At 43.4% G+C, this 4,784-nt stretch carries 2 protein-coding genes; one reads left to right on the forward strand and one right to left on the reverse strand.

What is annotated here, in order from left to right:
- A partial coding sequence (locus tag F6K57_RS36955; protein ID WP_293073250.1) for a response regulator occupies positions 1-343 on the reverse strand: 343 nt, incomplete at its 3' end.
- Positions 344-1,985: 1,642 nt separating this feature from the next.
- Between F6K57_RS36955 and F6K57_RS36960 the strand changes: the two genes are divergently transcribed.
- On the forward strand, positions 1,986-4,535 hold the full coding sequence (locus tag F6K57_RS36960; RefSeq protein WP_075903510.1) for a hypothetical protein: 2,550 nt from the start codon (positions 1,986-1,988) through the stop codon (positions 4,533-4,535).
- Positions 4,536-4,784: the final 249 nt, after the last annotated feature.

The raw sequence follows: 4,784 nt of genomic DNA on the forward strand, positions 1-4,784 counted from the left end.
TCGCATCTAGCAATTCCTCGCGCTTAACAGGCTTGATCAGATAATCATCAGCCCCTAACCTCATCCCCATACGCCAATCTGACCAGTCAGCTTTGGAGCTGAGGAAAATAAAGGGAATCGCAGCAGTGATGGGATGTTGCTGCAGAGTCTTTAAAACACCATAACCATCTAGCTGAGGGATTATTATATCACAAATAATTAAATCTGGCTGCTGGTTTTGAGCAAGCTTGACTCCACTGCTACCGTTGTCACTACTAATCGTTTCGAACCCTTCTGCTCTGAGCAGGGTGAGGAGGTTCTTCCGAATTATTGGCTCGTCTTCAATTACTAGAATCTTATTCATACTGGTTTGGACTTAAATCAGGTGTAGTGGACATAAAAGGTGACCTTGAACAGGGTTTTGCGAAGGAACAGCGTAAAGATAGAACGAGGTATTTCAAGACTGCAAGGGATCGCCCACAGTCGGAGCACAGTAAGAACACCAGGTTTCGTTGGTGTAGCTGCGTTTCGGTACGGGTGTCGGTTACTAACTCAGTAGTATTGGCAGTATGTTACCTAGACTTGGTATCAGTAATGAGGTAAGCAGATACTTCATGATTGTTTTCTGTTGGTAGTTATTTGGAGCTATTAACTGAGTATATTGGTATCTTAATTTACTAGAAAATTTTCTTTATTGAAATAAAAAAACATGCTTATCTTTGATAACTAAGGGCTAATATAGGGGCGGATTTGTATAAGAATTAACAATTATAATGATGTTCACAAAAACTTCACATTCATTAAGTAGTTTTTAATAAAACTACTTAATGAATAACTATCCCTAGCATGGCGTTTATTCGACCTTTAAAAAAAAAGTAAACCTTATCACTAGCTTGTGTCAATAAACATTTGCATACAATGCGTTAAAGCACGTGTAAGTATTTGAAAGTATTTTAATTAAATTCGATTATGATTAATTAGCGATTAATCAGCCGTCAAGATTTATGAGCTATCCATCCGGTAGTTTGATCAAAACTTATGGGATAATTGGACTATAATTCAGCATAATTTTGCTGAATTTGGTATATAAATACTATGATAATCATTCACATAGCACAGTTAAATTGATAGCTTTTCATGTAGAGGCTGATTAATAGGCATTAGCACTAAGCAGGGATCCACCCTGATTGCCCCGCAACCAAGCTCGAAGCGCGGTTAACCGTTAACCCTCAGTCAAGCCTCAACATCACCCTGTAACTTTTGCTGTGCCAATTAGATGGTTAACAACTTACTAAGCTTACTAAGCGGGTTTATAAACGATTTGTAAACACCCAGAAGGCCAAAAGTTATTGTAGTGCTGGTCTATTGTCCGTCTGATCGTTCACAACCTATTTATTTTGGCTATATAATTATTGAATTTTAAGTAATTTTTATTCCAATAACTCATAGAGTTAATCATTATAATTTTCCTCACACCTAAACCACGATATTAGTTATTAATTAATCTATTGTTACCGAAGTGGTGGATTAGCGCATCAACCGTATGACTAAATAAGTATGGGCATAATCACTTAATTTAGCTTAGATACGTTATAGTTAGTTTACTTACGCCCTTCGATATAGCTAACATCACCCACCTTGACCCTGAAGTCATACCTATAAGTCATACCTATCTGCTGCTGTAACCCCCTTTGATTAGCTAGTTATAGCAATGACTCCAGTACTATAACCTGCTATTAGAAAAAAAAAGCAACTAAAGGAAATATTTAGTACTTATGGCTGATAGTTTACGACCTATTACGTATTTTTACATATGCACTTCAGGATGACTACTCTAGAAAATCCGTTAAATCTCGAATGCCGAAAGCAGTTTAGGTGAGTTTTCCTAGATATTGAAGGCTAGCCTAGCTTACAAACAAGCTACTAGCTAACAACCAGGGTCAGTATCATCCTAGACCCAGGGACTATTTATATATCTTTGTGTTCTCAATTAGGGAAAATCCTCCATGGCTCAACGAAAGTCAATCAAGCTTCGTCGTAGATACTTACGACCATTAGTCAGTGCTTCCCTCATTCTCGGTAGTTTGTTTCAGCTAGCAGTACCTGTATTTGCGGATGGAACTGATGCTGGTGTACAGATTATTAACCAGTCGGAAGCTACCTATGAAGACCCCAACAATCCAGGGGTTACCATCGACGCGACCTCAAACACTGTGATCGTTGAGGTCGCTGAAGTGGCTGGTTTGCTGGTTCAACCTGATGGTGTTAATGACGTCAACCTAGGTAGTATTGCTACTGGTGATACCTTGCAATTTGACTTCGTGATTACCAACATTGGTAACGAAGACACCAATATTGCGATTCCTGGTCTTGATAACATCGCCATCACTGGTTTAGATCCCGATCCTGCTGCTCCTACTCCTATTACAGTGACAGCTGACTTGGATGGGAATGGCGATTTCGAGACAACTATTCCAGCAGCTGGTTTTACCACAACCACTCCCATTGCTGCTGATGGCAGCATTAAGGTACGGGTTGAAGGTACGGTTATTGTAGATGAAGCAGGGGCTCCGATTAATGTCCAGTTAGGTGATACCGGACCTAACGACAATAGTCCTGCTACTGATAACCAGCCGGATGCTGATGATGGTTCCAATCCTAATGAAGTTACTACCGTAGATGCTGATCCTACCGAAGCTCCGGTCAATGGTGAGCGTGAAGGTTCGGCGTTCCAAGAGGTCTTACTCTCTACAGAGATTAAGGAACTAGCCACCATCACTGTTCTCAAGCGAATCATAGGTCCGAATAATATTGATCTAGTTGATAACGGTGACGATCCTAATAGTGCTAGCGATGATAAAATTACTTATCGCTTAGACTTCCGGGTTGAGTCATCTAACCCAGCGATTAATTTCCAAGCTGCGGATCTCGAAGGAACTACTATTACCGTTGATGGTGCGCCAGTTCAGCGGGTTTTGGTTTCTGATGTCATTCCCGAAGGTACAGTATTTGATACTGACCCTGCAAAAGCGCCTACTGCCCCAGCAGGCTGGACAGTGGTCTACTCTGATGACGATCCAGCGGTAACTGGTCGTGACGCCCTGAGCGTAGACTGGTCTGCTACCCCCCCAGCTGATGTTAAGCGCATTGGTTTTATTGCTGACGGTCCTATTACTGCAGGAACCTCCACTGAAGCTGATGCCAATGGCTTCAGCTTTGGTGTGATCACCAGTGGGTTACCGGTTGCTGGTGGTGAAGTCGCTAACATTGCTCAGGCATTTGGTGAAACTGTCGGTGACCCAACGGATGAAGTGGTCTACGATGAATCCGGTGACCAAAATCCCAACAACTACAATGATGATGGTACACCACCGGATGAGACTGGTACCGACTTCAACCCAGCTACAGACCTTGGTATTGCCAATCCCAGTGCTGATGGTGTTGATGAAGACAATGACAACACAGGTGAAGGACCTAAGGGTGAAGACACTGTAGTTACCATTACTGCAGACATTGAGACTACCAGTCAAATCCTCAATGGTCCAGAGAATCGACCCAACGCCATTGGTCCAACCAATGACAATGATGACTTCACTAACCAGTCCACAACTATTCCAGCTGGAACAGCTCAGGGTATCGACATTGACCCAGGTGCGGTGACCTTCGACAATACCGTTGAGAACCCCAATGCTACTAATTTAGATAACGTAACCTTGTTGCCAATTGCGCCTTCAGTCGGTAATGCGGCGACTAATGACCCTCAAGTTAATCCTCAATTCACCACTCCAGTAGACTTTGGACCAGATAACCAGATTCCTGATAACACTACGGTCACGATCAGGTACGAGCCAGAGACAGGTCCAATTCTTGAGGCGACTTACACCTACACTGAAGCTGGTGGTTTTACCCTCACTGGTGGTACAACAGTTAATGTTGGTACTCTCACACCAGGTCAGCAATTGGATTACGAGGTAATTGTTGACTTACCTGAGACAGCTCAAGTTCAGGGTTACGGGATTCCGATTGTTGCCTTTGTGGACAACACCACGGACGGAAACTTTGATGTCACTGAAGACACCGTCTTCAACATTACTGTTGACCGTCCCTACACTGGTTATATGCAGATGGTGCAAGAAGCTCGGATTCTGGATACTGATGGTGTAACAGTGATTCAGGACTTCTCCGGCGGAGATCCCACAGGTGATCAGGAAGGTACCCTCGCGGAACGGGCTAAGCCTGGTCAGTTTATCGAGTACCGAATTACCTACACCAATATCTCTGAACCACTAGTGGGTGCTGGTAACGTAGTTTTGGATGCTGAGAACTTCACCATTACTGAGGATGGTACTGCAGCTCCTAACAACTGGGTTACTGTCACCACTCACGAGCAAGGAACTGACCCATCTCAGGGTACTGTGGAGTACTTCAATAATACCTTATCCTTTGGAAATACTGACCCAGCTAGCGGTGAGGAAGTGACTAGGTACGTCAATGAAGTTGGTACTGTTGCTCCTGGCGACAATGGATCCTTTGTCTTCCGTCGTAAGGTGGACTAATCTTTAATGCTCTGAAGTAGTAAGTATAGCGCTACGCTTAGCGTCAGAAGTCAGAAGTCAGAAGTCAGAAGTTGACTCTAACAAGGTTTTAGGGTGCGTAGTGGCGTGGCACACCTAAAAATGTTTGTTGGGTTGAGCGGTAGGGAAACCCAACAATGCGTTACTGGTGTTGGGTTTCATTCTTCAACCCAACCTACGCTTATTGCACCATTTTAGATGTGTCAGTCCAGTAGGGTGCGTTAGGGGCGG

It is taken from the genome of Moorena sp. SIO4A5, from assembly GCF_010672005.1.
Taxonomy (GTDB): Bacteria; Cyanobacteriota; Cyanobacteriia; order Cyanobacteriales; family Coleofasciculaceae; genus Moorena.